The sequence below is a fragment of the Streptomyces sp. NPDC001508 genome (assembly GCF_040298665.1).
In the GTDB taxonomy this organism is placed as follows: domain Bacteria; phylum Actinomycetota; class Actinomycetes; order Streptomycetales; family Streptomycetaceae; genus Streptomyces.
In genome coordinates this window covers 1-24,419 of the sequence record NZ_JBEPAP010000069.1, presented here as the reverse complement: position 1 = coordinate 24,419, position 24,419 = coordinate 1, and the positions used below count along the sequence as shown (strand labels likewise).

Genomic DNA, 24,419 nt, shown 5'->3' with positions numbered 1-24,419 from the left:
TCATTGCCCGGCACTGTACAAATGAATTGGCAATAGCCGATACTCGGCACGTCATCACAGCTGAGCTGTATGAGGTGCCGCACGAAGGGACCGATATTCGTGGCGCAGAAGGTCGTGGTCACTCTCTTTGACGACATCGACGGCTCGAAAGCGGCGGAAACGATCGCCTTCGGACTCGACGGCAAGTCGTACGAGATCGACCTGAACCGAACCAACGCCAAGAAACTGCGTAAGGCCCTGGAGCCCTACGTGGCGGCCGGCCGCAAGCGGTCCAGGTCGGGCAAGGCGTACCGGCAGACGGAGGTCGCCCCCGATCCGGCGGCCGTCCGTGCGTGGGCCCAGGCGAACAAGATGGACGTACCGGCGCGGGGCCGCATCCCCAAGAAGGTCTACGAGGCGTTCAGCGCCGCGCAGTGAACGCGGCCGACGACAGGTCACCCGCCCCTCGCCGCAACCGACTTGCGCTGCACCCCTCCTGATCAGCTAGAGTCTGGAGCACGCCGAGGGGCGAGGCCGAAAGGCCGAGGCCCCCGGAGTGCTTGCGGGTGTAGTTCAGTAGTAGAACATCCCCCTTCCAGGGGGAAGGCGCAGTGTGCAATTCCTGTCACCCGCTCTGCATCGCCGTCCGGACCACTCAGGTGGATCGGGTAGGCTGGTGCCCGCACCGGTCGGTGGAAGCCGATCGGGAGCAGTGCGGACGTAGCTCAGTTGGTAGAGCGCAACCTTGCCAAGGTTGAGGTCGCGAGTTCGAGCCTCGTCGTCCGCTCGGGAATGAGACCCCGGTCCATCGGGCCGGGGTCTTTCGCTTGCCCGCCGGCCCTCACCCCGCACCCGTCTCTGACATTTGTCATACCGAGCGATGACATCGCGCACTGCTGCCCGGCCCGGTGCGCCGGGACGCTGGTGTCATGGACAACGACGAACACGAACACGTGATTGAGGTCACCGACCTCCGACGTGTCTACGGGGGCGGGTTCGAGGCCGTGCGCGGGATCAGCTTCTCCGTGGCGCGCGGCGAGGTCTTCGCGCTGCTGGGCACCAACGGGGCCGGCAAGACGTCGACGGTCGAGCTGCTGGAGGGGCTCGCGGCACCGGCCGGCGGCCGGGTGCGCATCCTCGGCCACGATCCCCACAGGGAGCGGGCCGCCGTACGCCCGCGCACCGGCGTCATGCTCCAGGAGGGTGGTTTCTGCTCCGAGCTGACCGTCGCCGAGACCGCGCGGATGTGGGCGGACTGCTCCAGCAGGGCACGCCGGGGTACCGCCGAGGCACTGGCGATGGCCGGTCTTGACCGCAAGGCCGGGGTGCGGGTGAAACAGCTGTCCGGGGGTGAGCGGCGCCGCCTGGACCTGGCCCTCGCCGTCCTCGGCGAGCCCGAGGTGCTGTTCCTGGACGAGCCCACCACCGGCCTGGACGCCGAAGGCCGCCGGGACACCTGGGAGTTGGTGCGGGCGCTGCGCGACGCCGGGACGACCGTGCTGCTGACCACCCACTACCTGGAGGAGGCGGAGAACCTGGCCGACCGGCTGGCGATCCTGCACGAAGGGCGCATCGCCGCTTCCGGCACCCCGGCCGAGGTGACCGCGCTGCGGCCCTCCCGGATCTCGTTCGAACTGCCCACGGGCTACTTCCTCGGCGACCTGCCGCCGCTGGCCGACCTGAGGGTGTGCGGGCACGAGGTGGACGGCCGAACGGTCCTGCTGCGCACCCGGGAGCTGCAACGGGCGGCCACCGGACTGCTGGTGTGGGCCGAGCGGAGCGGGGTCGAGCTGCACCGCCTCGATGTGCGGTCGGCCTCGCTGGAAGAGGCGTTCCTGGGGATCGCCCGGGAGAGGGAGGCGAGCGCAGCATGAGCACCCGGACCCGCACGAGTACGTCGGCCCGACCCACCGGCGCGGAGAAACCGGGCGCCCGGGAGCACCAACGCACCGACCGGGCGGCGCTCGCGGCCCGGCGGCTGCGCGCCCTCGCCCGGGCCGAGTTCACCCTGCTCGGCCGCAACCGCACCGTGATCGTGACGGCGCTGCTCGTGCCGCTGGCGCTGCCGTTCAGCGTGCGGCCCGCGCTCGACCGGATGGACCTGGAGGCCACGGGCCTGAGCGTCGGCGCGGTGATGCTGACCGCGGCGATCGGCTTCTCCTTCCTGTTCGCCGTGTACACCGCCCTGGTGAGCGCGTTCGTGGCCCGCCGCGAGGAACTGGTGCTCAAGCGCCTGCGCACCGGGGAACTCGGCGACGGCGAGATCCTGGCCGGCACGACCCTGCCCGCCATGGGCCTCGGCCTCGTCCAGGCCCTGGTGCTGTCCGTGGGCTGCGCGGTCCTCCTCAACGCCGGGGCACCCGAAGCGGCGTACCTGACCGTCCTGGGCGTCGTGTGGGGCCTCGTGCTGTGCGCCGCGCTCGCGGCCCTCACCGCCGCCTTCACCAGGACCGCGGAGAGCGCCCAGGTCACCGCGCTGCCGTTGATCTTCGTCTCCATGGTCGGGTCGGGCATCGCGATCCCCCCGGAGGTCATGCCGGACCGGCTCGCCTCCGTCTGCGCCTTCCTCCCGCTGTCCCCCGCCATCCGGCTGGTGCAGGGCGGCTGGACCGGCCGGCTGACCGGATACGAGGCCCAGGGCGCCCTGGCCATCGCGCTGGCCTGGACCGCAGTCGCGGTGTTTGCTGTACGGCGGTGGTTCCGCTGGGAGCCGCGGCGCTGACCACGGGCCGACGACACGGGGACGGGAGATGGGCGACGGGGAGATGGGCGACGGGCACGGCTGGTGGCGGCGAAAGAGCACGCCGGGCAAGGTCGAGACTTATACGCGCTGGTCGTTCCACTCCTTCGCGGTGATGGAGTCGGCATCGTTCGGACTGTCGGCGTTCGCGCAGGGCGACGCGGCCCTCGCGGGCTGGCTCACGGCGATGGTCCTGGTGCACGCGGTGCTCGGCGCCCTCACCGCCTCCCGCGCGCTGGACTGGACCCGCGGTCTGCGCCCGCAGCCGGTGCGGCTGCTGTGGGCGTACGGCGCGGTCACCTTCGGGGTCGCGGTCGCCGCGCTCGGCCTCCAGGAGTACTGGCCGGGCGACAACGGCGTCGACGCGGCCACGGGGACGGTGTTCGTCGGCGTGCTGGTCTTCGGCGCCGGGACGATACCGCTCGGGGTGCGCGACCGGCGGCGGGTGCCCGCGCTCGTGACCGGCTTCGCGGCCGGCGCCGGGCTGGTCGCCTTCCCGCTGGGCATGCCCGGCACCGCCGCGCTGATCACCGTCCTCGCGATCCTGGTCGGCGCCGGGCTCCTCGCCTTCACCTGCATCTTCTCCGTCTGGCTGCTGAACGCCGTCTACGAACTGGACGCGGCCCGCGAGACCCGCGCCCGGCTCGCCGTCGCCGAGGAACGGCTGCGGTTCGGCCGGGACCTGCACGACGTCCTGGGCCGCAATCTGTCGGTGATAGCGCTCAAGAGCGAGCTGGCCGTGCAGCTCGCGCGGCGCGGGCGTCCGGAGGCCGTGGAGCAGATGATCGAGGCGCAGCGCATCGCACGGGAGTCGCAGCGCGAGGTGCGGGACGTCGTACGCGGCTACCGTGAGGCCGACCTCGCCGTCGAACTCACCGGCGCGCAGGGCGTGTTGACTGCGGCCGGGATCGACTGCGAGGTGACGGGCGAGGCCGGAGGACTGCCCGCCGACGTGCAGTCGGCGCTGGGCTGGGTGGTACGCGAGGCCACCACCAATGTGCTGCGGCACGGGAACGCCGCGCGCTGCCGCGTGGACCTCGGGGTACGCGACGGACACGTGGTGCTGACCGTGGAGAACGACGGAAGGTCCGGCGCCCCCGACGCCGCCGGCGGGGGCTCCGGGCTCGCGGGACTGCGGGAACGGCTGGCCGCGGTGGACGGCACGCTGGAGGCGGACGCCGTCGGAACGGACAGGTTCCGGCTGGTGGCCGAGGTGCCCTTGACGAGTCGGAGCGGAGTGACGCGATGAGTTCCCCGGTACGGCTGCTGCTCGCCGACGACGAGCACCTCATCCGGGGCGCGCTGGCCGCGCTGCTCGCCCTGGAGGACGACCTCCTCGTCGTGGCGGAGGCGGCCAGCGGACCCGAGGCGCTGGCGATGGCCCGCGCCCACCGTCCTGACGTGGCTGTGCTGGATCTGCAGATGCCGGGCGCCGACGGTGTGAGGGTCGCCACATCGGTACGGGCGGAGCTGCCCGACTGCCAGGTGCTGATCGTCACCGGGCACGGCCGCCCCGGACATCTGAAGCGGGCCCTCGCGGCGGGCGTGCGCGGCTTTGTGCCGAAGACGGTCAGCGCCCAGCGGCTCGCGGAGATCATCCGCACCGTGCACGCCGGAAACCGCTACGTCGACCCGGACTTGGCCGCCGACGCGATCTCCGCCGGGGACTCGCCGCTGTCCGCGCGGGAGGCCGAGGTGCTGGAGCTGGCCGCGGACGGGGCGCCGGTCGCGGAGATCGCCCAGCGGGCCGCACTGTCCCAGGGGACCGTGCGGAACTACCTCTCCTCGGCGGTGACCAAGCTCGGCGCCGAGAACCGTCATACGGCGGTCCGTCTCGCCCGGGAGCGCGGTTGGGTATAGTTGCTCTCGCGCCACGGCGCAACGCGGACGTAGCTCAGTTGGTAGAGCGCAACCTTGCCAAGGTTGAGGTCGCGAGTTCGAGCCTCGTCGTCCGCTCGGGAATGAGACCCCGGTCCACCGGACCGGGGTCTTTTCGTGCCGTCAGCTCCAGCTCGTGCCGGTCAGCCGCTCGTACGCCTCCAGGTACTTCGCCCGGGTCGCCGCCACGACCTCCTGCGGCAGCGGCGGCGGGGGCTGCTCGCTCCTGCGGTCCCAGCCGGATGCGGCGGAGGTCAGCCAGTCGCGCACGAACTGCTTGTCGTACGACGGCTGCGCGCGGCCCGGCTGCCACTGGTCGGCCGGCCAGAAGCGGGAGGAGTCCGGGGTGAGCACCTCGTCGGCCAGGACCAGGGTCTCCCCCTCGAAGCCGAACTCGAACTTGGTGTCGGCCAGGATGATCCCGCGGTCACGGGCGATGTCCCGGGCCCGGGAGAACACGGCGAGGGTGGCCTGGCGCAGCTGGGCCGCGGTCTCCGCGCCGACCTGGCGGGCGACCTCCTCGTAGGAGACGTTCTCGTCGTGCTCGCCGACCTCGGCCTTGGTGGCCGGGGTGAAGATCGGGGCGGGCAGTTCGGAGCCGTCGACCAGGCCCTCGGGCAGGGCGAGTCCGCAGACCGTACGGGACTCGATGTACTCGGCCAGGCCCGAGCCGGTCAGATAGCCGCGGGCCACGCACTCGACGGGGAGCATCCGCAGGGACTTGCACACCAGGGTGCGGCCCGCCCAGTCGGCGGGCGCGCCCGCGGGCAGCTCCGTGCTCAGCACATGGTTCGGCACCAGGTCGGCGAGCTGGTCGAACCACCACAGGGACAGCCGGGTGAGCACCCTGCCCTTGTCGGGGATCTCGGTCGGCAGCACCCAGTCGTAGGCGGAAATGCGATCGCTGGCGACCATCACGAGGTCGCCCGCCTCGTTCTGGTACAGCTCGCGCACCTTCCCGGTGTGCAGATGCACCAGACCCGGAACCTGGATCGGTTCGGGCTTTTCGACGAATCCGGACACGGTTCCTCCCCGTGGCTCTGTCCAACGGGTTGATTCTCCCGTATCGGACAGGGACCGCCGACAGGGGGTCAGTCACGCTTGCAGATACGGTCCAGCAGATTCGCCGTGGCGCGTTGGACACGGCTGTCCACGTGTCCGGGGCGGTCCAGGGCCGGGGACCAGGCGAACGTGCCGGAGGCGAAGACGAGCGCGCCGGAGGGCGCCCGGTACAGCGAGGTCTCCTGGTGGCGCAGGACGCCGTCGTTGTCGGTGTACGGGGAGTGGGCGAGCAGGATGCGCTCCTCGTGGTCGGGCAGCGGGGTGCGCGGGAAGTAGCGGTCGGCCTCGCCCGCCACCAGGCCGGCCAGTTCGTCCCCCTCGTGGGCGCCGGTCGCCTCCCACAGCCAGTGTCCGGCGTTGCGCACGACCAAGGGGTGGGGTTCGGGAACCCGGCCCGCGTACTGGATACCGACGAGCTGCTGCTCGGGCCGGTCGATCTCCCGCCACAGCACCGGCCTGCCCGGGCCCTTGCGCTTGCGGCAGGTGAGCAGGCGGTCGGGGACGCCGGACGGGGCGGGGCCCAGCTCCACCTGCCAGTACATGGTGTTGGCGGACAGGAAGACCAGCGAGGTGCCGTTGTCCCGGGCCAGCTCCGCGGTGCGGCGCATGCTGGTCGACCAGTACTCGTCGTGGCCGGGGAAGACCAGGCCCCGGTAGTGGGTGGGGTCGACCCGGCTGGCGTGCAGGTCGCGGGCGTCGGCGTAGGCGAGGTCGTAGCCGTAGCGCTCGGCCCAGCGGATGAAGTCGTAGGCGTGGCCGACATGCAGGGGCAGGCCCGCGCCCGCGTACGGACGGTCGAAGGAGACCGTGGTCGCCGCGTCGGCCTCGCCCAGCAGCCGGCCCTTGTCGTCCCAGGCGTGATAGAGGCTGGCGCCGGTGCGGCCGTCCTCCGGGTAGAGGTTGTACGCCTGCCAGGTGATGTCGGGCAGCAGCAGGAGCAGGTCGGCGGGCCGGCTGTCGCGGACCGTGAACGGCACATGGGAGCGGTAGCCGTCCGCGGTGGTGAGGACGGCTACATAGGCGCCGTTGCTCCAGTACGACGGGACCTGGAGCCGCCAGGACAGCCACCAGTGGTGGCAGGAGACCGTGCGCTCGGCGGTCAGCGGCGGGGGCTGGACGATGCCGGAGAGCCGGGGGCTGGTGGTGATCTTGGCGGCGCCGTCACCGCCGTAGTGACCGATCCGGTAGACGTCGACGCTGAACTCCTGCGGCGGGTCGACGGTGATGTGGAAGTCGACGGCCTCGCCCGGTGCCACCGCTCCGGTCGAGGTGAAGCCCTTGATCTGCCGGTGTACATCGTCGGCCGAGCGCGGGCCGCCGGACGAACGCGGCGCCGGTACCCGGGCGGTGCCGCCGCCGACGTCGAGGCCGGCGGACTGCTGCGGGATCGGGTCCACGTACCAGGGGACGACGTGGCCGGTGTCGTCGAAGTAGGTCTCGCTGCCGCGCAGCCAGGGAACCGGTCCCTGGCCGAAGGGGTCGCTGACGGCGTGCGCGAGTGCGCCCGACTCCCAGCGGCGGATGTGTTCGTATCCCATGGTCGCTCCCCTCCCTCGCGCCCCCCGTGGTGCGCCGTCCGCGCTGCCGTGTGTGTCTTCCGGCACCACGTGCGCGAACGGTCCCAGCACATCACATTCCGCACGCGCGCAGTCACTACTTGTTGCGAATCGACCGAAAGTGGAAGATTGCTTTCCGCTATGCCGGATGGTCGGGAGCTGCGGTGGGGTGCGGCCGCGGCACGGTGCAACTGCGGCGGGATGCGGGTGCGGCACGGTGCAACTGCGGCGGGTGCGGGTGCGGTGGGATGCGGCTGCGGCACGGTGCGGGTGCGGCGGGTGCGGGTGCGGTGGGATGCGGCTGCGGCACGGTGCGGGTGCGGCGGGTGCGGTGCGGCGGGTGCGAGTCCGGGTGCGGCGGGATGCGGCTGCGGCGGGATGCGGCTGCGGCTGCGGCTGCGGCTGCGGCTGCGGCTGCGGCTGCGGCTGCGGCTGCGGCTGCGGCTGCGGCTGCGGCTGCGGCACGGTGCGGGTGCGGTGCGGCGGGTGCGAGTCCGGGTGCGGCGGGATGCGGCTGCAACTGGGTGCGTCAGACCAGCCGTACCGGCTTCTCCGGCCGTATCCCCGACTCCACCAGCCAGGCGCGCAGTGGGGTCGGGTCGCCGTCCTCGGTCAGGCTGAGGACTCTGGAACCCAGGTCGGCGGCCCGCTCGCCGTTCACGATCAGGGACGGGCCGTCGAGCCAGTCCAGGCCGGGGGTGGCACCGGCGGTGTCCATCGCGGCGCAGCAGACCATCGCCGTGACGTGGTCGGCGAGGAGTTCACGGGCGCTGCGCGGCGGCTGGAGCGGGAAGAGCGGCAGGGCGCCGTCCTCCCAGAGTGCGGTGTCGGGGCCCTGGCCGGGGGCGGTCCGGCCGGTGGGGGCGGCGGCCGACGCCTCCTCGCGGGCCAGTTCGGCGCTGAGCCGGGCGGCGAGCGCGGCACCGCGCGGGGTTCCGGTGTCGGCCCCCGCCTCGTCGTACCACTCCGGCCACTCCGGCTTCTCGGCGTCGCCGGGACCGGGGCCGGGATGGCCCGTGAAGGCGGTGGCATCCCGGACATCAGGGACATTCGTCAGGTTATCGAGGTCGGTCGGGTTTGGGTGGTTGGTGAGATCGGGGAGGTCGGACCGGCTTGGGTGGTCGGAGAGGCCGGTCGGGCCTCGGTGGGCCGGGAGGTCGGTCCGGCGGGGGTGGTCCGCGAGGTCGCTCGGGCCTGGGTGGTCGGTGAGATTCGGGACGTCGGTCCGGTCGGGGTGGTCGGTGAGGTCAGTCGGGCTGTGGTGGTCTCCGAGATCCAGAAGGTCGGTCCGGCCAGGGTGGTCGGTGAGGTCGTGGCGGGCGGTCGCGGTGGGGGTGGGGGTGGGGGTCGGTGGCTGTGACAGGTGGTCGAGGACGCGGGCCAGGGTGGGGCCCTCGGGGTCCCGGGCGGTGGCGTCCGGCACCGGGCCTACGCCCACCGCGTCCAGGACGCGGTGGAGCCTGGCGGCGTCCGTACGCCACTTGCGGTCGACGACCTCCTCCGGATACTCCTGCCAGCCCACCGGGGACCAGTCGGGTCCGGGCTCCGCCGGGCCGCCGTGGAAGAGGCGGGCGGCGAGCAGCGAGGCGGCCTCGTCCACCGTGCCGGGCTCCTCCAGCAGGTCGCAGGCGGGGCGCTCGCCGAGCCGGGAGGCGAAGCCCTCGGCCAGCCGGTCACGGCGGGACAGCTCGGTCAGCGCCGCGACGACGCCGGCGTCCAGCCGGGACGGCCAGCGGCCCATCCGCCAGGCGGGGAGCGCGACGCGGGTCAGCAGCCGGTCCCAGCCCGCGTACGCGAGGCCCACCTGCTCCTGCGCGACGATCCGTAGCCCGTAGTCCACGGTCTGGGCCCGCTCGGCGGCGGCCGCCGCCACGCCCCGCTCCATCTCGGCGGCGTGCCCCCGGCAGCCGCGCAGCATCAGCCGGGCCGCCCAGCCGGCGCCCGCCAGCACGGTGCGGGTGAGCGGGCCGCGGCCGGGCGCCGAGGTCACGGCCACCGCCGCGTCCAGCCCCCGGACGAAGCGGCGGGCCGCCGCTATGTCGGGGTGCGCCGAGGGTCCCGTGCCGGCGACGACCGGGGCGAGGACCGCGCGCAGCTCACCGACGCGCATCCACCACAGGAAGGGCGAGCCGATCACGAGGACGGGCGCGGCGGGCGTACGACGGTGGGGGCGCGGCCCCGGGTCCGTCAGTTCGTCGCGGCCACGCGCCGCGGGCGGGCCGTGCGCGGGATGGGTGCGGTCCTCCAGCCAGCTGTCGCAGTCCGGGGTGAGCGCTATGGCGGACGGGGCCGGTACGTCCAGCCGGTCGGCGAGGTCGCGCACCATCCGGTACAGATCCGGGGCGGACTCCTCGGAGATCGGGATCGTCGGGCTGACGGCGGGGCGGGCGCGGGCCACGACCAGGGCGACGCCCGCCGCGGCCAGCAGCACCAGCAGGGCGACCACGGTCACGATGCCGCGCGCGGTGTCCCAGCCGTCGCCCACGAGATGGCCGGTGGTGCCGCCGGCCAGCAGGATCACGGCCGCCGCGGCGGGCAGCAGCGCCACGGCCAGCGCCCGCCCGCGCACCCGCAGCACGGCGAGGGCCCGGGAGCGCGCGGTCTGCGCGCCCGCCTCCACACCCATACCGGTCACGACCGGACGTCACCCCCTCACTGTCCTGGCGCTCTGCTGGCGTTGCTCACTCCCCCACTGTGGCACCCGCCACTGACATCGCAATGCCGGTGGGCCAAGTGCCGGAACGCATGCGCCGCACCCTAGTTGGGGCCCCGGCCCGCGTCAGCCGGATGGAACATCGCTCACTCGATGGAATGGCTTTGGTCAGAGGTGGATGACAGACAGCAAAGATCAGGCCCCGGATTTACGTCCGGGGCCTGAGCTGCGTCGATCTGCGGTCAGACGCCCGCCGCCTCGGCCGCGATGTCCGTACGGTGCTGGGATCCGTCGAGACCGATACGCCCCAGGGCCGTGTACGCGCGGTCGCGGGCCTGTGCCAGGTCCGCGCCGATTGCCGTCACGGACAGGACACGGCCGCCGGCGCTGACGATCGCGTCGCCGTCCCGCCTGGTCCCGGCGTGCAGGACGTACGTGTGCGGGGCGTCCTTCGCGGCCACCTTGTCGAGACCGCTGATCGGGTCGCCGGTGCGCGGGCTGCTGGGGTAGTTGTGCGAGGCGACGACCACGGTGACCGAGGCCTCCTCGCTCCACCGCAGCGGCTCCAGGTCGGCGAGGGTGCCCCGCGCGGCGGCGAGCAGCACGCCGGCCAGCGGGGTCTTCAGCCGGGCCAGCACCACCTGGGTCTCGGGGTCGCCGAAGCGGGCGTTGAACTCGATGACCCGGACGCCGCGCGAGGTGATCGCGAGGCCGGCGTAGAGCAGGCCGGAGAAGGGGATGCCGCGGCGGCGCATCTCGTCGACGGTCGGCTGCAGCACGGTCTCCAGGACCTCGTCCACCAGCTTCGGGTCGGCCCAGGGCAGCGGCGAGTACGCGCCCATGCCGCCGGTGTTGGGGCCCTCGTCGCCGTCCAGGGCGCGCTTGAAGTCCTGCGCGGGCTGGAGCGGGACGACGGTCTCGCCGTCGGTGATCGCGAACAGGGACACCTCGGGGCCGTCGAGGAACTCCTCCACCACCACGCGCTCGCAGGCGGCGGCGTGCGCCTTCGCGGCGTCGAGGTCGTGCGTGACGACGACGCCCTTGCCGGCGGCGAGACCGTCGTCCTTGACGACGTACGGCGCCCCGAAGGCGTCGAGCGCCGAGGCGACCTCGTCGGCGCTGGTGCAGACGTAGGAGCGGGCCGTGGGCACCCCGGCCGCCGCCATCACGTCCTTGGCGAACGCCTTGGATCCTTCGATCCGCGCGGCCTCCCCGGACGGGCCGAACACGGGGATGCCCGCCGCGCGCACGTGGTCGGCGACCCCGGCGACCAGCGGGGCCTCCGGGCCGACGACCACGAGGTCGGCGCCGAGGTCGGTGGCCAGCGCGGCGGCGGCCGCGCCGTCGAGGGCGTCGACCGGGTGCAGCTCGGCGACCTCGGCGATGCCGGCGTTGCCTGGGGCGCAGTGCAACGCGGTGACGGCGGGGTCGAGGGACAGGGAACGGCACAGGGCGTGTTCGCGGGCACCGCTGCCGATGACGAGGACCTTCACGGGGTCAGCCTAACCGGCACGGGGGGCACCGAACTGTGCGGGCTGCCGAGGGGCGGGGGAGGCGGGTTGGTGTGAATCTCCGAAGGAGTACGAAGCAGTACGCCGGGGGCGGGCGAGGAGTGCGGGGCACCCGGACCGCTCCCCCGGTCGGCGAGGAGTTCTGCCACACCTTGACCACCCCCGGTCGGCGAGAAGTGCAGGGTCCCCGGACCACTCCCCCGGTCGGCGAGGAGTTCTGCCACACCTTGACCACCCCCGGTCGGCGAGGAGTGCAGGGTCCCCCGGACCACTCCCCCGGTCGGCGAGGAGTTCTGCCGTACCCGGACCGCTCCCGGGCGGCGAGGAGTGCGGCGCATCCGGCCTGCTCCCCGGGCTGCGAGGAGTGCTGCCGCACCCGGACCGCTCCCTCAGGGGGCGCCGCCGTAGCCGGACGGCTCCTCCGGACGGCAAGGAACGCGGCGCATTCTGACCGCTCCCGCGGACGGCGAGGGGTGCCGGCGTGCCCGGGGGCCCCTCCCCCTGGTCGGCGAGGAGTGCGGGGTGCCGGACCGCTCCCCCGGACGGTGAGGGCCGTCGGCGCACCCGAACCGCTCCGCCGCGGGCGGCGAGGAGTGCTGTCGTACCCAGACCGCTTCCCGGGCGGTATAGGCGGGGTGCTACTCGTTTGTGAACTCCTCCACCACCGTCGCGCCCAGCTCCCGCACGATGAGTTCATGGCCGGACAGGGCCGACTCGTCGAGGTCGGGGTCGTCGTCCTCGGGGATGTCGTCCTCGGGGGCGACCGGGGGCGGCTCCGGAGCCGCCGTGGGCCGGGGGGCCGGGGCGGCGGCGGCCGGGGCTGCGGCGGAGGGCCGGTCCTGGGGCGCCGCGGGTGGGGGTGCCGTCTGCTGGGGTGCGGCGGGGCGTGGGCCGGGCGCGGTGCCGGGGGTGCCGTAACCCTGGGTTCCGGCACCGCCGTAGCCGCCGCCGGGGTTGCCGTAGCCGCCGCCTCCGCCGTGGCCGCCCGGAGTTCCGCCGGTCGGCGCCGGGGCCGAGCCGCCCGACGGGTCGACGATCGCCTCGATCTTCCACTGCACGCTGAACTGCTCGGCCAACGCCTGCCGCAGTACGTCCTCGCTGCCGCTGCTCGCGAAGTTGTCACGGGCGCCCGCGTTGACGAAGCCGAGTTGGAGGGTGCTGCCGTCGAAGCCGGCGACCTGGGCGTTCTGGCTGAGCAGGATCCAGGTGAAGCGGCGGCGGTTCTTGACGGCCTCCAGGATGTTCGGCCAGAGCATACGGGGGTCGAGGCCGCCGGGGGCGGGTGCCGCCGGGGCCTGCGGTGCGGCGGCGGGAGCCTGCGGGGCAGCGGCGGGAGCCTGGGGGGCTGCGGCGGGAGGGGCCGTGGGCTGCTGTCCGCCGCCCGCCGCGGCCGCCGTGGGCCAGCCGCCGGGCCGTCGCCCACCGCCCGCGGGCGCCGCGGTGGGCCAGGCACCCGGGGCGGAGGCGGGAGCGGGCGCCGGGGCCTGGGGGGCGGCCGGCGCGGGGGCCGGCTGAGCCGCGGGCGCGGGCGTCGGAGCCGCCGGGGCCTGCGGGGCCTGCGGGTTTGCGGTGGCCGGGGCCGTGGACATGGCACCAGGAGGGGTCCCCGGCGGCGTCTGCGCAGGCGGCGCCGTCGCAGGTGTCATCGGGGAGGCGCCGCCGCCCGGTGGCCGTACGGCCGCGCGGGCCGCGGCGGGACCACCGCCGGGCAGCCCGCCGCCTCCCGGGTGGGCGTCGGGACCGGGGACGTAGCCCGCCGCGGGGGCGCCGCCGCCTCCGGAGAAGTTGACGCCGCGCTCCAGCCGGTCGAGGCGGGCCATGACGGAGCGGTCGTCCCCGTAGGCCGCGGGCAGCAGCACGCGCGCGCAGATGAGTTCGAGCTGGAGGCGGGGCGAGGTGGCCCCGCGCATCTCGGTCAACCCCTCGTTGACCAGGTCGGCGGCGCGGCTCAGCTCGGCGGCGCCGAAGATGCCCGCCTGGGCCTGCATGCGCTCGACGACATCGACGGGGGCGTCGATGAGCCCCTTCTCCGCGGCATCCGGCACGGCGGCGAGGATCACCAGGTCACGCAGCCGCTCCAGCAGATCGGAGACGAACCGGCGGGGGTCGTTGCCCCCTTCGATCACCCGGTCCACGACCTCGAAGGCCGCAGCCCCGTCACCGGTGGCGAACGCCTCGACCACGGAGTCCAGCAGCGACCCGTCGGTGTACCCGAGCAGTGAAGTGGCCATGGCGTACGTCACACCGTCGGCGCCCGCGCCCGCGAGGAGCTGGTCCATGACGGACATGGAGTCACGCACGGACCCGGCCCCGGCGCGCACCACGAGCGGCAGCACCCCGTCCTCGACCGGGATGTTCTCCTTCTGGCACACCTCGGCGAGGTACTCCCGCAGGGTGCCGGGCGGCACCAGCCGGAACGGGTAGTGATGGGTCCGCGACCGGATGGTCCCGATGACCTTCTCGGGCTCGGTGGTGGCGAAGATGAACTTGAGGTGCTCCGGCGGCTCCTCGACGACCTTCAGCAGGGCGTTGAAGCCGGCCGACGTGACCATGTGGGCCTCGTCGATGATGTAGATCTTGAAGCGGCTGCCCGCGGGGCCGAAGAAGGCCTTCTCGCGCAGCTCACGGGCGTCGTCCACGCCGCCGTGCGACGCGGCGTCGATCTCGATGACGTCGATGGAACCGGGCCCGTTCCTGGCCAGGTCACGGCAGGACTGGCACGCGCCGCACGGCGTGGGCGTCGGACCCTGCTCGCAGTTCAGACAGCGGGCCAGGATGCGCGCGCTCGTCGTCTTGCCACATCCGCGGGGCCCGCTGAACAGGTACGCGTGATTGACCCGGTTGTTCCGCAGCGCCTGCTGCAACGGGTCGGTGACATGCTCCTGCCCGATGACCTCGGCGAAGGTCTCCGGGCGATAGCGGCGGTACAGCGCGAGAGACGACACGCTTACGAGGTTATAGGCGCCCACTGACAACGATCCCCGCCGCGGCCCCCCGCCCCCGGGCATGCGAGCGCCCCCCACGCACCCGTCAGAGCCAACCTACCCTTGCTGCCTTCCGGCCCTGGGGGAGTTCAGTCAGATAGCGCCGCGTGAGGGGCTTCGGAAAGAGTACCCGATGTCAGCGGGAGGAACGAGTTCGCGAGCACTCCCCCGGGTCATGTAATGTTTCCGGCGGAGGATTCGCCTAGAGGCCTAGGGCGCACGCTTGGAAAGCGTGTTGGGGGCAACCCCTCACGAGTTCGAATCTCGTATCCTCCGCAGGCGCCTGACCAGGCGAAACAGAGCGTCGGACCGTAGCTGCGGTCCGACGCTCTGGCATGCTCTGGTCTCAGTTTTGGTCTCATTTATTTCTGGCATTCAACCCATTTCGCTTATGCGGCGAACGCTGTCGGTGATCAGCGGTCACGCGTCGAGTGCGCCCCGGCCCGAGGTGCCCCGAAGCTGCTCTCCTCGTGCCATCAGGCCAGCGGGTAGCCCAGGGCCAGGGCGGCCTTGCGGAACGCCGGCAGACGGTCGGGGGAGACCGCAAGGTGGCGCTCGCCGATTCGGGTACACAACACGCGCAGGCGGCGGTCGCTGATGATGAGGGCTGCCAGTGCCTCGTCCGCGCACTCGATGAGATGGGTCTGCCCTGTATCGCGGAGTCGGCCGGTACGGCGGCCGGTGTCATCGAGCAAGGTGGTGACGGTTTGAGGCACGGGGTGCGAGGCGGCCTGGTTCAGGTAGCCACGGAACTCATCGAGGGTGTGCCCGCGGTCGAGGGCGTGCAGAAGAGTAGCGGTGGTGAGCGTCCAGACCCTGTCGGTTTTCCGGTCGGAGAAGGCGTCCAGGAGGAGTGTGTCGGCGGCGGGCAGCCCGTCGAGGGCGACGATGTCGAAGTTCGCCAGGACGGTGACCCTGCCCGCCGGGACGGCCGAGGCGGGGGCCTGGGCAGGGACGTAGTCGTCCGTGAGGCCGACGGCGTGGGCACCCAAGGGGTTGAGGCGGAGTGCGCACAGGCCGTCGTAGCGGCTGAGCTGGTCGAGGTAGTCGCCGCCCCAGTTCTCCTGGTAGTCGTCGCGGGCGCCTGCCGGGGGGACGTGCTCGATGTCGATGAGGCCGAGCGTGGCGGCGTACTCGAAGAGCACCGCCAGGGTGTAACGGCCCTGGAGGAGGGACCAGCCGTGGTGGCCGTCGTAGCCCAGGCTGCCGTACTGCGGATCCTCCAGGTACAGCTTCCACAGGGCACGTTCGCTGCGTTGGACGACCGGATTCAGGCCGGCCGCGCGCATGTCCGTGAACAGGCCGTCGACGGACGTCCACTCGCCCGGAGTGAGGCCGGCCAGTGCTTGGCCGACGAGCTTGCGGCGCGGTTTGGCGGCGGTCAGGACGTTCGCAGAGCGCTGGCCCTTGATCTCCTCGACGCGGGAGAACTCGTCCAGGAGGCTGTTGTTCAGCCAGCGTTGCCACAGCTGGGCGATGGTCAGGTGTGAAGGCCGGGTCAGCGCGGTCTTTCCGCGCGTGGTCAGCACCAGCCGACCACCGGTGAGCTGGGCGAGGCCGCCTGCCTGGAGCAGCATCGGCCAGGCGAAGGCGGCGATGGCCTCGTCCGGGTAGAAGTCGCCGCCGTCCAGGACCTCGGCGACCGCCGAGACGGTGGCCGTGCCGGGACGGCGGGTCTTTTCGCTGCACCGCAGCTTCCCCGTCATACACAGGCGCAGCACCGACAGCAGGTTGGCCTGCGCCTCGTGTTCGGTGTGGCGAACCTGTGGGGTGCTGGTGGGATCCTGTTGCTGTTCGACCGGTATCACTTCTCGTGTTCCCCGCTTCGTGACGCTCGTGTCCCGTTCCTACCGATGGGGAACGTATCTACAGGTGGGCAACGTAGTCGTAGTTGCCCGGGCCACAGGTACGCTCAAGTGTCTGAACCACCTGGCGCGGGTTGTCGTAGGGGCCGGAGAAGTAGAACGGCTTGCCGTCCCGTCCGAAGCCGATGACGGGCCGGTCGCCGGGCGGGGCACCCAGGTGCACTGCGGCGTCGGCGAAGCCGCCGGCGGGTTCGAAGCCGAGACCGCGGGCGTAGGCGGCCGCATCGTGCACGATCGTCTGCGCCTGCTCCACGCCGATCGGCAGCGGCCGGTGGTCGAAGGCCGAGTAATACGTCGGCACGTACGTGGTCAGGGATCCGGACCCCATCACCTCGGGGTCCGTGACGTTCTTGACTCCCAGGCAGTAAACGTCCACCAGGAACCCGATGACGGTCACCCTGCTGGCACGCTCCTGGCGGGCCAGGAGAATCTGGGCGAAGCCGCCGCCCGTGCCCGGGTCCGGCTCCTGGCCGAAGGGATCGGCCGCCGCCCAGTCCGGGGCTTCGGCCATGTCCAGTCCCGCGCTCCAGCCCGCGTTGACCCAGCAGCCCACCACTGGCCGCTCATCCGGCGTGAGGTTCGCCAGCGCCACCTCGGCGACCCGTCTGACCAGCGCGGTGGCCTGGGCCGGGCGCAGCCCCAGCGCCTTCGCAATCTGCTTCGGCGCGCTGCCGCGCTCCCTCATCTCCCGGACCCGGGCCAGCAGTTGCTCGTCATGCGTTGTCACCGTCACAGTCTGCCACTTCCGTGTCGCACCATGCGAAGCACAGGGTGCGTCGGCGGTGCTGCCATCCCGGGTCGGGCGATACGGGACCCGAACCGGAACGGCAGGTCAGCATGAGTGAGGCAGTGGGCGGGACCGTCGAGCAGGTGCGAGCGCTGGTCGGTTGGGTGGGCACGGGCCGCAAACTGACCCAGACCGGCCGTGTGACGCTCGCCGACGCGCGGGCACTGGTGGAGGTTCTGGACACCGGCGACCGGATGGACCCGATGATCGGTGACCGTGCGTTCAAGACGAAGTCCAGCGAGGAGCTGTACCAGCTCACCCTGCTGGTCGAGTGGGCGAAGGCGGCACGAGTGCTGCGGACTGCCGGCGGGCGCCTGCTGCCGGTGAAGAAGAACGCCGCCCTGCTGGACCGCCCCGACGAACTGCGTCGCACGCTGTTCGGCGCGCTGCCGCGCATCAGCCCGGCCGTGACGGCGTCCGGCTGGCTGGAGTCCCTGTTCGCGCACGAGTACGACCGGGGCCTGCGGGCCTTGCTGCAGCGGCTGTACGCGGCCACCACCCCGGTGCGGCTCAGTGACCTGTACGAGGTGGTGTGGCAGGCGGTCAGCCCGCTGTACGTGCTCGATGACCTGCCCCTACGACCGTCTGGGACATCTGCGCATCGCCAATGACCACGACATCCGACGGGTCCTGAAGGCCCTCGCCTCCCTGGGCGCTGTCCATCTCACTGAGGACAGCGGCGAGTTGACGGCGGACGGCCGTACCGAGACGGCCCGGATGCGCTGCGAGCCCGAGCCCGGCGACGCGGTTTTGCGGACCCTCGTCGAGCTCGCCGACGTGGGCGGCCCCCGGGTTTGGCGGCAGCTGCTGGTGCCCGCCGCGATCCGCCTGGACCGGCTCCACTCCGTCATCCAGGACGCGATGGGCTGGCAGAACTGCCACATGCACGCGTTCACCATCGACGGCGTCCGGTACGGCCGCCCCGACGGCGAACTCGAATTCCGCGACGAGCGCACAGCCACACCGGACGCCCTACTCAAGCCGGGTGCCCAGTGTGTGTACACGTACGGCTTCGGGGACTCCTGGGAGCACCTCATCACCGTGGAGGAGTTCCAGACAGCCGCAGCCGGGATCCGCTATCCGCACTGTGTGGACGGTGCCGGGGCGCGTGCCCGCCCGAGGACTGCGACGGCACTCCCGGCTACAGCGATCTCAAAGTGATCCTCGCCGGCCCGGCGCATGATGAACACCACGCCATGCTGGTGTGGCTCGGACTCCGGTCCTCCGCGGAATTCGCCCCTGACCGTTTCGCGCCGGACGAGGCCAACGCGCGGCTGCTGAGCCTCACAGCACCATGAAAGACAAGCCGTCCGGCCACACAGACGTTCACGGCCCTGGGTGCCACCGACTGGTCCACCGGCCCCGCCGCGCTCAACCTCGGGTCCCGGCGTTCAGGTCTTGGGCGTCGACTACACGGCGACGAGGCGCACTCTGTCACCGCAGAGCTTCGTCATGTCGTCGATGTCCGAGGTGAGCATGACGACCGGGCGGCGCTGACGTAGCGCCGTCTCGGCCACGGCAGCGTCGATGGCGTATTTGTGACCATGCAGTCCGGCGTTGATCAGCATGGCTGAGGCGGCCTTGGCCTCCTCGTCGCCGATGTGCACGATCCGCACGCCGGACAGGACCCAGGCGAGCCGCGCCTTGTCGGTCCGGCGATGCACCGCTTCGATGATGGTGAGTGCGCTGATGACCACCTCCATGCCCCGCTGGCGGGCTTCGGCGATGAGGGCGATGACGGGCTCGTGATCACTGACGAACTTCGACAGGCCCTCGCAGTCGAGAACGAGGGTGCCTTCGTGACTCAGCTTGCGGCGGGCCACTGCCCCTCCTCGGCGAACACCTCGTCGAAGACCCGACGTGCCCGCTCCTGCTCGGGCTCGGAGATCGGCCCCTGACGGCGTTCGTAGTCGGCCAGGTACTCATCCAAGATCTGACCGCGCAGCTCGCGCTCCACCGCTTCGGTGATGAACGCGGAGAACTCACGCTTGCCGACCCGTCGGCGAATCGCCTCCGCCGTCCCCTCGGGCAGGGAGAGGCTGACCCTGGTGGCCGGCCCTTCGCCGACGCCGTAAGGAATCTCGCTCATGGGACCTAAATTATCAAACAAGTAGGAATTCGACCCTTGGTGTAGCACCCACCGAACGACGCGAGCCGCACACCTGTCACCTCCTGGTCTCAGTTCTGGTCTCATTCACCCACGTCCAGTTGCGTCCCGACGTCACTGAACGATCCGCTCCACCGCAGGTCAGGACGCTTCCGGCCTCGATGGACACCCAGACGAACATTTGGAAAGCGTGTTGGGGGCAACCCCTCACCTGGCGCCGCCCTCCGCGGCGGCGCGGGGCGATGGCGCACACGAAACAGACGATGGCCAGCAGCGCGCTGATGACAGCGGTCCACCACAGTACGTGCGTTTTCCAGGCGCCGGGTACCTGTGCGACGTCCGCGCTCCTGGTCACCGTGATGAAGACGCCGAGAACCGCTCCCGTGAAGCCCAGGAGCACGGCAGCCTTGGTATCTGCCCGCGTGAGCTCCAACGGTCGCCGGCACCTCATTGAAGTGGTCGGGGTGTCGGCCTGTGTAGCCGCTCGCCACTGCGTCCTGGTAGCAGTGGTCGGAGAGGATGGCTGCGACATGGGTGATGCTCTCGTTGGAAGCGGCCAGCATGGCCTTGACCGGGCGGGAGTCGAGCAGTCGGTGGGTGTCGTTGCGCGGTGTGCCGTTGCCGTCGAACTCACCTCCCGAGTCGGGCAGCGGCCCGATGTGGAGACTGACCCTCAGTCGAATGCGCACCGTTCCCGTGGAGTGCACGGTGAACTCGGCAAGTACGTCCTGGAGGGTGTGAAGCCATGGGTGGATCACGTAGGGCATCCACGCCGGATCGAAGCCGAAAACGTACCCGTCGCCCGTGGACGAGGGAAACCTCCGGTCCTTCCAGACCTCCGCCACTCCAGCACGTTCGAACGACCGCTGGAGTAGCTGCGGGATGGCCTGGCTGATCGCTCCATGTTCGATGGCGGGATAACCGGTGAAATCCTTCGCATCGACGGCCACGATCCCTCGGTAAGGAGGGAGGTGGCGGCTTTGGGCGTAGGGCATGGCACTGGCCTCGGGCAGAGGCCGGCGGAACTGCGACATGAGGACTCCTTGGCTTTCCCTACGGGCTTTGTGCGTCCGAGCTTCGCGGGGTTGCCTGTCGCGGTGTGCCCACTCAGTGCGCAGGAGCAGTGACGGGCATCACAGCATGCGGTGGTATCCGTTGGCGGCGCCGTGCTCTCAGTCGTAGAGCACCGAGGTCGCTTGGCGCAGAGCGGGCAGGTCGTCGATGAAAATGCGCTTCCGTCCGGTGCGAACGTGAAGGCGCTCAAGTGTGGAAAGGCATGCGGTGACCGTGTTGCGTGACACCTGCAGGTGTTGCGCGAGTTCGTCCCGAGTCAAGGCGAGCTCCAGCTGCCGCCCCGGCGGGATCGCGGAGTACCCCGAGATGTCGGCCAGGCTCACCAAGGTTGTCACCAGGCGCGCGACGACATCACCACCGCCGCGGGCGCGGTCCGACTCTCTCAGCCGACCGAGGGCGTAACGCACCAGCACGGGAAACAAATCACGGTCCGTGACGAATCGCAGGAATTCCGTTCTGCCCAGGACGGCGACTGAGCAATGCGAGATCGCCTCGACACTTGCCGAACGCACGTCGTCGTCCAACACCGCGACCTCGCCCAGCAGTTCGCCGGGGCCGCGGAACGCCAGCAGTGTGACGTCTCCGCTGCGCTCTCGCCGGGTCACCTTGACCACCCCGCTGTGCGGGGCAAGCACATGAGTGCCGGGCTCTCCCTGCCGCATCAGTGTGTCGCCGACGGTGTGTCGGCGCTCGAATGCCTGGTCCAGCAGATCCGTCCAGACTGCGTCACCGACGAGGTGACACAACGTCTGGCCTAACGGATCCGGCGCTCCGCCCACGCGTTCGCTCATGCGATGACCTTAGAAGAGGGCGTCTTTATCTGCCCAGAAGGAAAGTCACCGATCCGCCTTCTCCTGGCAGCCCGTTGACGGAGCCCCGGTTCCCACCTCTGGTTACAGTTCTGGTTGCGTTCGCCCGCGTACAGCACCGGAGTTCGAATCTTGTATCCTCCGCCAGCCCAGACAGCGTCTCCGACTTGCTGAGCAACCTTGCACAGCATGACTCCGGTCACATGCATGTATCGGACGCGCGTTCGTGCCGCTCCCCCGGCTCCCAGTCCATGATCGCGGCGATCAGGAAGTCCGGGACGCGAAGGATCAGGAGGACGGTCGCGACAGTGTGGCGAGCGTCGTGGAGACGCCCGTCCCGTACGCCCGCGTCCCGAAGGAGCCGCTTCCAGACGTGATAGTCGGTGTTCGGGCTCGGCGGCCCGCCGGTCGGTGAGGCGAAGACATATCCCCTTGCCCTCCCAGTCGGTGCCGGCCTCCGCCCGCTCCTTCTCCTGCTCCTCCCGATGCTGGCGCAACAGCTTGACCAGCGGATCGGGCAGACCGACCGTGCGCCGCCCGGCAGGCGACTTGGTCCTCTTGTGCTCGCGGCTCGCGCTTGGGGCAGTACCGGGCCTTCGGGCCGCACGGATCGGCCATCACAGCCGTGCGGGTACTCGGCCCGCAGCCGGTTCTTGCGGATACGGACGTACACCACCTCCTGGTCCACGTCCCCCCAGTGCAGCCCGAGCGCTTCGCCCTGCCAGCCAAGGGCATCCGCGCCCATTCCCCCGACGTCCCCTGGTAGCGAGACCAGCTCCAGGGCGTGGAAATAAATGTGCTCTGGGCCACAACCATCCGGTGGGTCCGCCTGTCTGACCTGATGACCGAAACGCGCGGACAGTGATCTTCACGGGGGTTCATGGTGATTCACAGGGATATGCAATGCCCTGCCCGCTGTCCCGCGACGATGAACGGCACCCGTCGAGTCAGTCATCCAGAGCTAGGGGGAACTTCCTCATGCGTGCTCGCAGAATCCTGGTCGTGGCGGCGGTGTCCGCCTGTGCCCTCCTTCCGGCGACCTCCGCCGTGGCCGGCACCGGACCCGCTCCGTCACCGAACAAGCAGCACAAGACCGCCCGTTCGACCGTCCCGTCCGAGGCCGGCAACCCGATGAGCGTCAAGGCTCAGGCCGCCGGTGTCTGCGCGGACGCCTACCAGATCGGCACCACCGCCTACATCGACCGAGGGGGAGCGCACGTCGCCTCTGTGAAGCAGTTCTACTCGCCGAACTGCGACCGCAACTACGGCTACCTGTGGGTGTGGCAGAGCTTCCGCGACAAGATCAAGGACTATGACGTCAGCACCGGCGTCTACAGCTACGCGCGCGACCAGGTCGTGGGCCAGGCCTCGTGGAAGGCCACGAACGCCCAGGAGTTCTGGTCCCTGCCGGCGGACACGGTGAACGAGTGCACCGCGGGCATCGGCACCCTTCGCGCCCCCGGCGACCCGGTGGCGGGCCAGGCGGTCACATCGAAGCGCTGCTGACCATCCGGCCGCTCCGCCCCGCCGGTCTGGCTCCGGCGGGGCGAAGCCGTCCTTCCGGGGGGCGTGTGGCCCCTGCTGCCGGCGGTCGACCCCGGACGTCAACCGGCGGCGAGGCCGACGACCCCTCGTAGGGGCGCTTACACCAAGAGCATGGTCCCTTGTATGGCCGCCAAGAAAGTGACGGTGACGATCCCCGCGGATCTCCTGGACGAGATCCGCGCCGAGGCGGCTGAGCGGGGGCTTTCCGCGTATGTCGCCGAAGCGCTGCGGTTCAAACGCGACCGGGACCGGCTGCTGGAGCTGGTCGACTGGCTTCAGGAGGAACACGGCCCGGTCACCGAGGACGAGCACGCCGCAGCACGCGCGGAGCTGGAAGATCTCGATGCCGAGCACGAGCGGCGCCGCACCGCCGGAGGGCATGACGCCGGAGGAGCTGCGTGAAGAAGCGAGCCGGTGAGCACAGGCAGCGGCCCCTGCGCGTCCTTGTGCTCGACCGCGAGGCGCTGTCCCTGGCTGTGCGCGGCGATCGGAGAATGATCGCCTGGCTCGATCTCGCGGCTGGAGGGGAAGCCGAGGTGGTCACGTCGCCCATGACGCTGGTCGAGGCGTACGACGGCAGAACCACCGGGCAGCGCTGGGACTGGGTGCTCTCCCGGCTCAAGGTCACCGACATCGGGCAGGACGAGGCCCGCCGGGCCCGCCGTCTCCTGTCCGACGCCAAGCTCCACGGCCACAAGTACGCGATCGACGCCGTACTCGCCGTCATCGCGCGCCGGCAGAAAGGGCTGGTCACCGTCTTCACCTCGGACGTGGACGACCTGGAGAGACTGGTCCCGGGCTCGATCGTCGTCAAGCGGGTATGACCGGCGTTCTGGTCTCACTCCTGGTGTTTCGTCCACCGCCGTCCAGCGCCGTCCACCACCCGGCCGCTGACCTGCTCCGTCCGCCCCAGGCCTCAGCGCGGAGGGCCTTCACGGGGGGGGTGCGCTAGCGTCCGGCGGCATGAAGAGAAGTGCGGTGGGGTCCCGTCTGGCCGTTGTCGTGGCCGTTTCGGGGCTGGTGCTGGTGGGGCTGCCCGCGGTGTGTTTCCTGGCCGCCTACGGCTGTGGTGAGGACGAGGGCCGGCTCGCCGACGTAATGGCGGGCGCGGCGGTGCTGGACACGGCCCCGGAGGGTGCTGATCCGGAGGACCGCTACCGGGAGTGCGACGATGACGATCGCCGCGTGGTCGTCGGGACGCAGTACCGGTACGGCGGGTCTGCGAAGAGTGTCTTGGCTCACTATCAAGAGGCCGCCAGGGCGGACGGCTGGCAGCCGAGAACCACGGCCGAGGGCCGGACGGTGCCCGGTTGTTTCACCAAGTCGATGGGCGGGACGACGGCCTACCTCGGTACGGAGGGCCCGGACGACGGCCTGCTCCATGTAGAGATCGTCGCGGACCGCGCGGGTTCGCAGGGGTGCTGAGGAAATTGATCAGCACCGGTCCCGGAATACGGCGATCGCGAGCGAACTCCGTGGCTGCGTCCCCGCGAACAGCCCCCTCGGAGGGGGCTCCGAGGGGGCTTTGTGCGCCGGGTACGCCCGGCGCAGCGTTCAGCGGTCAGTACTGTTCGGTTTCCACGAAGCCCGAGGTCGCGTTGTCGTCCGCGTCGAAGGCGGCGGCGGTCGGGTCGAATCCGGGCGGGCTGTCCTTCAGGGCCAGGCCCAGGCCGGCCAGCTTCGCCTTGACCTCGTCGATGGACTTCGCACCGAAGTTGCGGATGTCCAGCAGGTCCGCCTCGGAGCGCGCCAGGAGTTCGCCCACCGAGTGGACGCCCTCACGCTTGAGGCAGTTGTAGGAGCGGACGGTGAGTTCCAGCTCCTCGATCGGCAGCGCGAGGTCCGCGGCCAGGGCGGCGTCCGTCGGGG

At 71.2% G+C, this 24,419-nt stretch carries 24 protein-coding genes, 4 tRNA genes, 1 other RNA gene and 2 pseudogenes; 16 read left to right on the top strand and 15 right to left on the bottom strand.

Features of this window, described 5'->3' with window-relative positions; translation table 11 throughout:
* Positions 1–99: 99 nt before the first annotated feature.
* The 8 genes from ABT245_RS38435 to ABT245_RS38400 all read left to right on the top strand — a co-directional run bounded on the left by ABT245_RS38435 (position 100) and on the right by ABT245_RS38400 (position 4,675).
* Positions 100–417 (top strand): histone-like nucleoid-structuring protein Lsr2, encoded by a 318-nt coding sequence (locus tag ABT245_RS38435; RefSeq protein WP_351743466.1) that lies wholly within the window; start codon positions 100–102, stop codon positions 415–417.
* A 124-nt stretch (positions 418–541) separates the two neighbouring features.
* A tRNA-Gly gene (locus ABT245_RS38430) sits at positions 542–613 on the top strand.
* 80 nt (positions 614–693) lie between these two features.
* A tRNA-Gly gene (locus ABT245_RS38425) sits at positions 694–766 on the top strand.
* 142 nt (positions 767–908) lie between these two features.
* Positions 909–1,853 (top strand): ABC transporter ATP-binding protein, encoded by a 945-nt coding sequence (locus ABT245_RS38420; RefSeq protein ID WP_351743463.1) that lies wholly within the window; start codon positions 909–911, stop codon positions 1,851–1,853.
* Positions 1,850–2,701, top strand: coding sequence for an ABC transporter permease (locus ABT245_RS38415; RefSeq protein WP_351743460.1), 852 nt, complete (start codon positions 1,850–1,852; stop codon positions 2,699–2,701). Before ABT245_RS38420 ends, ABT245_RS38415 begins: the two co-directional genes overlap by 4 nt.
* Before the next feature lie 28 nt (positions 2,702–2,729).
* Entirely contained in the window at positions 2,730–3,968 is a 1,239-nt protein-coding gene (locus ABT245_RS38410; RefSeq protein ID WP_351743457.1) for a sensor histidine kinase, read from the top strand.
* The gene (locus tag ABT245_RS38405; protein WP_351743454.1) at positions 3,965–4,579 is read left to right on the top strand and encodes a response regulator; all 615 of its coding nucleotides are present in this window, start codon (positions 3,965–3,967) and stop codon (positions 4,577–4,579) included. The genes ABT245_RS38410 and ABT245_RS38405 overlap by 4 nt, the downstream gene beginning before the upstream one ends.
* 23 nt (positions 4,580–4,602) lie before the next feature.
* A tRNA-Gly gene (locus ABT245_RS38400) sits at positions 4,603–4,675 on the top strand.
* A 45-nt stretch (positions 4,676–4,720) separates the two neighbouring features.
* Here ABT245_RS38400 and ABT245_RS38395 read toward each other — a convergent pair.
* The 6 genes from ABT245_RS38395 to ffs all read right to left on the bottom strand — a co-directional run bounded on the left by ABT245_RS38395 (position 4,721) and on the right by ffs (position 14,483).
* Positions 4,721–5,620, bottom strand: coding sequence for a phosphoribosylaminoimidazolesuccinocarboxamide synthase (locus tag ABT245_RS38395; protein WP_351743451.1), 900 nt, complete (start codon positions 5,618–5,620; stop codon positions 4,721–4,723).
* 68 nt (positions 5,621–5,688) lie between these two features.
* Positions 5,689–7,197, bottom strand: a complete 1,509-nt coding sequence (locus ABT245_RS38390) for a N,N-dimethylformamidase beta subunit family domain-containing protein (RefSeq protein ID WP_351743448.1) — start codon at positions 7,195–7,197, stop codon at positions 5,689–5,691.
* Positions 7,198–7,744: 547 nt separating this feature from the next.
* Positions 7,745–9,841: a M48 family metalloprotease gene (locus ABT245_RS38385; RefSeq protein WP_351743515.1), complete on the bottom strand. Its 2,097-nt coding sequence runs from the start codon at positions 9,839–9,841 to the stop codon at positions 7,745–7,747.
* 269 nt (positions 9,842–10,110) lie between these two features.
* Positions 10,111–11,361, bottom strand: coding sequence for a phosphoribosylamine--glycine ligase (gene purD / locus ABT245_RS38380; protein ID WP_351743445.1), 1,251 nt, complete (start codon positions 11,359–11,361; stop codon positions 10,111–10,113).
* A gap of 656 nt (positions 11,362–12,017) precedes the next feature.
* Positions 12,018–14,324, bottom strand: a complete 2,307-nt coding sequence (locus ABT245_RS38375) for a DNA polymerase III subunit gamma and tau (RefSeq protein ID WP_351743443.1) — start codon at positions 14,322–14,324, stop codon at positions 12,018–12,020.
* Positions 14,325–14,384: 60 nt separating this feature from the next.
* An RNA gene (ffs, locus tag ABT245_RS38370) (signal recognition particle sRNA small type) lies at positions 14,385–14,483 on the bottom strand.
* Positions 14,484–14,554: 71 nt separating this feature from the next.
* On the opposite strand from ffs, the gene ABT245_RS38365 reads away from it, so the two are divergent.
* Positions 14,555–14,639: transfer RNA gene (locus ABT245_RS38365), tRNA-Ser, on the top strand.
* Positions 14,640–14,839: 200 nt separating this feature from the next.
* Here ABT245_RS38365 and ABT245_RS38360 read toward each other — a convergent pair.
* Both ABT245_RS38360 and ABT245_RS38355 read right to left on the bottom strand, forming a co-directional pair.
* Entirely contained in the window at positions 14,840–16,171 is a 1,332-nt protein-coding gene (locus ABT245_RS38360) for a helicase-associated domain-containing protein (RefSeq protein ID WP_351743440.1), read from the bottom strand.
* Between the two features lie 58 nt (positions 16,172–16,229).
* Positions 16,230–16,955: a hypothetical protein gene (locus ABT245_RS38355; RefSeq protein WP_351743438.1), complete on the bottom strand. Its 726-nt coding sequence runs from the start codon at positions 16,953–16,955 to the stop codon at positions 16,230–16,232.
* Positions 16,956–17,065: 110 nt separating this feature from the next.
* On the opposite strand from ABT245_RS38355, the gene ABT245_RS38350 reads away from it, so the two are divergent.
* From ABT245_RS38350 to ABT245_RS38340, 3 genes are read left to right on the top strand one after another with little or no spacing between them, the layout of a single operon-like run.
* Entirely contained in the window at positions 17,066–17,626 is a 561-nt protein-coding gene (locus ABT245_RS38350) for a hypothetical protein (protein WP_351743435.1), read from the top strand.
* On the top strand, positions 17,580–18,176 hold the full coding sequence (locus ABT245_RS38345; RefSeq protein WP_351743432.1) for a plasmid pRiA4b ORF-3 family protein: 597 nt from the start codon (positions 17,580–17,582) through the stop codon (positions 18,174–18,176). Before ABT245_RS38350 ends, ABT245_RS38345 begins: the two co-directional genes overlap by 47 nt.
* Positions 18,173–18,313, top strand: coding sequence for a hypothetical protein (locus ABT245_RS38340; protein WP_351743429.1), 141 nt, complete (start codon positions 18,173–18,175; stop codon positions 18,311–18,313). Before ABT245_RS38345 ends, ABT245_RS38340 begins: the two co-directional genes overlap by 4 nt.
* Positions 18,314–18,424: 111 nt before the next feature.
* Here the strand turns inward: ABT245_RS38340 and ABT245_RS38335 are convergent, their stop codons facing one another.
* From ABT245_RS38335 to ABT245_RS38315, 6 genes and pseudogenes are all read right to left on the bottom strand, one after another.
* On the bottom strand, positions 18,425–18,838 hold the full coding sequence (locus ABT245_RS38335) for a DNA-binding protein (RefSeq protein ID WP_351743427.1): 414 nt from the start codon (positions 18,836–18,838) through the stop codon (positions 18,425–18,427).
* On the bottom strand, positions 18,820–19,104 hold the full coding sequence (locus ABT245_RS38330) for a hypothetical protein (RefSeq protein WP_351743424.1): 285 nt from the start codon (positions 19,102–19,104) through the stop codon (positions 18,820–18,822). The genes ABT245_RS38335 and ABT245_RS38330 overlap by 19 nt, the downstream gene beginning before the upstream one ends.
* Before the next feature lie 76 nt (positions 19,105–19,180).
* The gene (locus ABT245_RS46335) at positions 19,181–19,573 is read right to left on the bottom strand and encodes a Pycsar system effector family protein (protein ID WP_502982265.1); all 393 of its coding nucleotides are present in this window, start codon (positions 19,571–19,573) and stop codon (positions 19,181–19,183) included.
* Positions 19,554–20,156 (bottom strand): annotated as a pseudogene (locus ABT245_RS46330) (hypothetical protein); the annotation flags it as partial. The gene ABT245_RS46335 and the pseudogene ABT245_RS46330, both read right to left, overlap by 20 nt.
* A 138-nt stretch (positions 20,157–20,294) precedes the next feature.
* Positions 20,295–20,987, bottom strand: a complete 693-nt coding sequence (locus ABT245_RS38320; protein WP_351743419.1) for a Crp/Fnr family transcriptional regulator — start codon at positions 20,985–20,987, stop codon at positions 20,295–20,297.
* Between the two features lie 167 nt (positions 20,988–21,154).
* Positions 21,155–21,744, bottom strand: a pseudogene (locus ABT245_RS38315) (tyrosine-type recombinase/integrase); the annotation flags it as partial.
* A gap of 239 nt (positions 21,745–21,983) precedes the next feature.
* Between ABT245_RS38315 and ABT245_RS38310 the strand changes: the two are divergent.
* From ABT245_RS38310 to ABT245_RS38295, 4 genes are all read left to right on the top strand, one after another.
* Positions 21,984–22,511, top strand: coding sequence for a hypothetical protein (locus tag ABT245_RS38310; protein ID WP_351743416.1), 528 nt, complete (start codon positions 21,984–21,986; stop codon positions 22,509–22,511).
* A gap of 162 nt (positions 22,512–22,673) precedes the next feature.
* Positions 22,674–22,952, top strand: a complete 279-nt coding sequence (locus ABT245_RS38305; RefSeq protein WP_351743413.1) for a CopG family transcriptional regulator — start codon at positions 22,674–22,676, stop codon at positions 22,950–22,952.
* A complete protein-coding gene (locus tag ABT245_RS38300; RefSeq protein WP_351743410.1) occupies positions 22,949–23,374 on the top strand; it encodes a PIN domain-containing protein in 426 nt (141 codons plus the stop codon). The genes ABT245_RS38305 and ABT245_RS38300 overlap by 4 nt, the downstream gene beginning before the upstream one ends.
* Before the next feature lie 139 nt (positions 23,375–23,513).
* Positions 23,514–23,975 carry a hypothetical protein gene (locus tag ABT245_RS38295; RefSeq protein ID WP_351743407.1) on the top strand — a complete coding sequence of 154 codons (462 nt, stop codon included), beginning with the start codon at positions 23,514–23,516 and terminating at the stop codon, positions 23,973–23,975.
* Positions 23,976–24,111: 136 nt separating this feature from the next.
* Here ABT245_RS38295 and ABT245_RS38290 read toward each other — a convergent pair.
* Positions 24,112–24,419: DNA-directed RNA polymerase subunit alpha C-terminal domain-containing protein (locus ABT245_RS38290; RefSeq protein ID WP_351743404.1), on the bottom strand; the 308-nt coding region annotated here is incomplete at its 5' end.